This is a genomic window from uncultured Novosphingobium sp., assembly GCF_964277725.1.
Classification (GTDB): Bacteria; Pseudomonadota; Alphaproteobacteria; order Sphingomonadales; family Sphingomonadaceae; genus Novosphingobium; species Novosphingobium fluoreni.
The window spans coordinates 1-4165 of sequence record NZ_CAXYKL010000056.1; the positions used below are offsets into that span (position 1 = coordinate 1).

Here is a 4165-nt window from a genome sequence, read left to right on the forward strand (position 1 = left end):
CTCATCGCCAGCACCAGCAGCGGCGTCCAGTTGCCGGGCACGATCGCCTCGCCCATCAGCGCCGCCACGCCCAGCAGGATCGGCGCTCCGGTCAGGGTGGACCAGAACAGCAGCGAGAACTGGCCCAGTCGCGCGCGGGCCGGGGCCAGTATCAGGATATAGAACGCGTAGAAGAACCCCGCGAGCAGGCAAAACAGGTCTCCCACGAAACTGGCGTGGCTGATCTCCAGCGAACCGCCCATCAGCACCGCCGCCCCAGATAGCGCGCAGAGGATGGCGATGATCTCAAGCGCGCGCGGAGCACGGCGGGCGGCGATCAAGCCCCAGGCCATCAGGATGACGCTGCCCGAATTGCCGAACAGCGATGCGTTGGCCAGCTTGGTGGTGGCGATGCCGATGTGCCAGCTGGCCAGGTCCAGCGCAAAGAACACGCCCGCTCCCGCCACCAGCGCGAGCGTGGCCCCGCTGACGCTCCGTCGCTCTTCCGGATCACGGCGGGAGAGGACGAAGATCACGGGAAGCGCCAGCGTCAACCGCCAGAACCCTGCGGCGACGGGGCCGGTATCCGCCAGCCTCACGAACCATGGCCCTAAAGCCAGTGCCACGTTCGCCAGCAGCAGCGCGGCAAGATGGCCTGCGCTCCAGCGCGGCGATGGTGCGGAATGAGCTTCCATCGCCGCGCCTTAGCTGCGGATCGCGGGCGTTGATAGCCACGCTGCCACGTGTCCGCGCGGCCTTACATGGCGGCGGGCGCGGGCTGGCCGAGGTTAGTGCGCCACCTGCTTCAGGTCTTCGCCACGGGTCTTCCACAAGGACCAGACCACACCGCCCGCGATCAACGCCACGGTTACCGCCAGGCTGAGCAGCGGGGGAAACTTGGCCCCGCCCAGCACGAAGTCTGCGATCAGGATCTTCGCGCCGATGAACACCAGTACCAGCGCCAGCGCATACTTCAGGTAATGGAAGCGGTGCACCATCGCCGCCAGCGCAAAATACAGCGCGCGCAGGCCCAGGATCGCCATGATGTTCGAGGTATAGACGATGAACGTGTCATTGGTGATGGAGAAGATCGCCGGCACTGAATCCACCGCGAACACCAGGTCGGCCAGGTTGATCACCACCAGCGCCAGGAACAGCGGTGTCGCCGCCCAGGCCAGTTGGCCTTGCACGTTCGGGGCCTTCACGAAGAATTGGCTGCCGTGATGTTCCTTGGTGACGTTGAGGTGCTTCGATATCCAGCGCACCACCCGGTTCTTGCCGATGTCCGGCTCGCTCTCACCGGTGAACAGCATCTTCACGCCGGTGAAGACCAGGAACGCGGCGAATATCCACATCACCCAGTGGGCGCTGGCGATCAGCGCCGCGCCGCCCGCGATCATCAGGCCGCGCAGCACGATCACGGCAAGAATGCCCCAAAGCAACGCGCGATACTGGTACTTCGCCTCGATCGCGAAGAACCCGAAGATCATCGATATGACGAAGACGTTGTCGATCGACAGCGCCTTTTCGATGAAATAGCCGGTGTAGTATTCCACGCCGGCCTGCTGGCCCTTGGCGTAAAGCACCCAAGCGCCGAACAGCATGGCGATGAAGATATAAAAGACGGACAGCTTGAGGGATTCGCCGATGCCCATCTCCTTGTCGTCCTTGTGCAGGACGCCAAGGTCGAAGGCGGTAAGGATCAGGACGATCGCGGCAAAGGCCAGCCAGAACCACGCAGGCGTGCCCAGCCAGTCAGCAGTTAGAAATTCCATGGCTTAAGCGCTCCATCAAGCAGGCTGGGCGGTGGATCGCTGCATCACTTTCGCCAACCGCTGCCGCAGCGTGCGCTTGCGCGCGCTGAGATGGCCGATCTCGACCAGATCGGGCCGACTGCGCGATTGCGCCAGCCGCAGGTGGTCGTCGAGTTTCTGAAGTTGCTCCAACAGCGTGAAGAAGCGCAAATGCATGGCCAAGTTCCCTATCGAACGAGAATGAAGGTTCGATCCAGTGAGCCAATGCCGAAGCACGGTGCCTAGGAGTTTGGGGGGGAAGGGCAGCCCCGTATCTCCGGCATCGGTCTCACCCGATGCGGTCCGACATCACGCCGCGCCCGCAAGAGCGCCGCGCCAGAGGGGCCCGGTCCGCAAGTCCGATTTGGGCTTGTCCCGAATGCTCTTCAAGAAGCCGGCCAGCGCGGACATGTTTTGTCGCAAAGTCATAAACCGGCCTGCCTGCGTCCCATAAAGAGGCAGCACCAAACCAGCGGATGCCCGGGCGCCGGATTGCGCGTTAAGCCGCTACCATGAAGACAACGCCCCGCTTTGCGCTCGCCGCTTTTGCCGTTTCCAAGGCCGTCGCCATCGCTGCTGCGCCCACGTTCGCGCACAGCGAGGACGCGCCCTACACGGTGGTGGAAACCGGGCGCAGCTACGCCCGGTTGCAAGAGGCGGTCGACGCCATCGGCGATGCGCGCGGCACGATCCGTTTCGGCTCCGCCCGTTTTGCCGATTGCGCGGTGCAGACACAGGGCGACGTCGCCTATGTTGCCGCGGTGCCGGGCCAGGCAGTGTTGGACGGTGTGGCGTGCGAAGGAAAGGGCGCTCTGGTGCTGCGCGGGCGGGCGGCGCGGATCGAAGGGCTGACCTTCGCCAATATCCGCGTCAGTGACAAGAACGGCTCTGGCGTGCGGCTGGAACATGGCAGCCTCTCGGTCTCGCAGACCTGGTTCCGCGATAGCGAGCAGGGCATCCTGACGGGCGACGATCCGCAAGGCGTAGTCAAGATCGACAAGTCTACGTTCACCCGCCTGGGGACATGCGAAGGCTCAGGCTGCGCGCACTCGATCTATATCGGCAACTACCGCGCGTTGACGGTGACGAACAGCCGGTTCGAGCAGGGGACCGGCGGCCACTACGTCAAGACCCGCGCCGCCAAGGTCGCGATCCTGAATTGCAGCTTCGATGATTCGCATGGCCGAGCGACCAACTACATGATCGACCTCAGCGACGGCGCAACCGGCCGGATCGCCGACAACTGGTTCGTCCAGGGGCGCGACAAGGAGAATTACTCCGCCTTCATCGCCGTAGCGGCCGAGCATCAGAACCACACCTCGGGCGGGCTGGTGATAGAGAACAACGACGCCCGCTTCGCGCCCGGCATCGAACGCCGCAGCGCCTTCGTGGCGGACTGGTCCGGCGATGCGGTGAAGCTGGGGCAGAACGCGCTGAGCGCCGGATTGACCCGCTACGAAAAGCGCTGACGGGCGTTCAGGCCGACCAGCCGCCGTCGATATTATAGACCGATCCCGTGACGAAGCCCGCCTCTGGCGAAGCGAGATAGCTCACCAGCGCGGCCACTTCATCCGGGGTTCCATGCCGCACGATCGCGAGCTGGGCATGTTGCGCCGGTGCGTTCGGCCCGTCTGACGGGTTGCGCTCGGACGAGATCGGGCCCGGCTGAACCAGGTTGGCGGTGATGGCCCTGGGCCCCAGATCGCGGGCCAGGCCACGCGTCATACCCTTCAGCGCGGCCTTGCTGGCGGCGTAGAGCGTGCCGCCGGGGCCGGGCATCCGATCCGCCACGATACTGCCGATGGTGATGATCCGCCCGCCCGAAGGCATCAGCGCGGCGGCGGTCTTGGCGGCATGGAAGGGGGCCTTCACGTTCGCGTTGAACGAGATGTCGAACGCATCGTCCGCGTAAGTTTCCAGCACGCCCGAAACCGTCGCTCCCGCCACGGTCACCAGAATGTCGAGGCCGCCCAGGTCACGCGCAAACCCCTCGATCGCAGCGGTAAGCGCGGGTACATCAAGGACATCGACTTTCGCCATGGCGACTTGGGTGCCGCCTTGTTCCAGCTCTGCCCGTAAGCTTTGCGCCTCGCTCACGCGTTCGCGGTAAGTGAAGCCGATGTTTGCGCCATCGGCGGCCAATCGCCGGCTGATCGCGCCGCCGATCCCGCGCCCGCCACCGATGATGACGGCGGTCTTTCCCAGAAGTGGCTGCATTCGTGATCCCCGCTTCGCCGCAATGCTCAGGAGGCTAGGCGAGGCGGCGGCCCCTTGCCACAGTGATGATGCGGGTCGTCAGGCTTTTTTCGGACCTGATCGGGCCAGCAGCACGCCCCCCAGCGCCAGGGCGAAGCCGATGATCTGCACGGTCATCAAGTGCTCGCCGAACAGGA

At 64.7% G+C, this 4165-nt stretch carries 5 protein-coding genes; 1 reads left to right on the top strand and 4 read right to left on the bottom strand.

Translation table 11 applies throughout. The annotated features are described in order from the left end of the window. From ACHWRX_RS03545 to ACHWRX_RS03555, 3 genes are all read right to left on the bottom strand, one after another. On the bottom strand, positions 1 to 674 hold a 674-nt coding region (locus ACHWRX_RS03545; protein WP_394658109.1), incomplete at its 3' end, for a DMT family transporter. A gap of 93 nt (positions 675 to 767) precedes the next feature. Further along, a complete protein-coding gene (locus ACHWRX_RS03550; protein WP_394658110.1) occupies positions 768 to 1754 on the bottom strand; it encodes a TerC family protein in 987 nt (328 codons plus the stop codon). Between the two features lie 15 nt (positions 1755 to 1769). Then, entirely contained in the window at positions 1770 to 1949 is a 180-nt protein-coding gene (locus ACHWRX_RS03555; RefSeq protein WP_394658111.1) for a hypothetical protein, read from the bottom strand. 335 nt (positions 1950 to 2284) lie between these two features. Between ACHWRX_RS03555 and ACHWRX_RS03560 the strand changes: the two genes are divergently transcribed. Beyond that, the gene (locus ACHWRX_RS03560; protein WP_394658112.1) at positions 2285 to 3241 is read left to right on the top strand and encodes a right-handed parallel beta-helix repeat-containing protein; all 957 of its coding nucleotides are present in this window, start codon (positions 2285 to 2287) and stop codon (positions 3239 to 3241) included. 7 nt (positions 3242 to 3248) lie between these two features. On the opposite strand, the gene ACHWRX_RS03565 is transcribed toward ACHWRX_RS03560, so the two are convergent. Beyond that, complete coding sequence (locus tag ACHWRX_RS03565) at positions 3249 to 3989, bottom strand: SDR family oxidoreductase (protein ID WP_394658113.1); 741 nt, start codon at positions 3987 to 3989, stop codon at positions 3249 to 3251. Positions 3990 to 4165: the final 176 nt, after the last annotated feature.

Coding starts and splice junctions, on each gene's coding strand:
- ACHWRX_RS03560 (WP_394658112.1), top strand. CDS start 2,285: ATGAAGACAACGCCCCGCTTTGCGCTCGCCGCTTTTGCCGTTTCCAAG.
- ACHWRX_RS03555 (WP_394658111.1), bottom strand. CDS start 1,949: ATGCATTTGCGCTTCTTCACGCTGTTGGAGCAACTTCAGAAACTCGAC.
- ACHWRX_RS03565 (WP_394658113.1), bottom strand. CDS start 3,989: ATGCAGCCACTTCTGGGAAAGACCGCCGTCATCATCGGTGGCGGGCGC.
- ACHWRX_RS03550 (WP_394658110.1), bottom strand. CDS start 1,754: ATGGAATTTCTAACTGCTGACTGGCTGGGCACGCCTGCGTGGTTCTGG.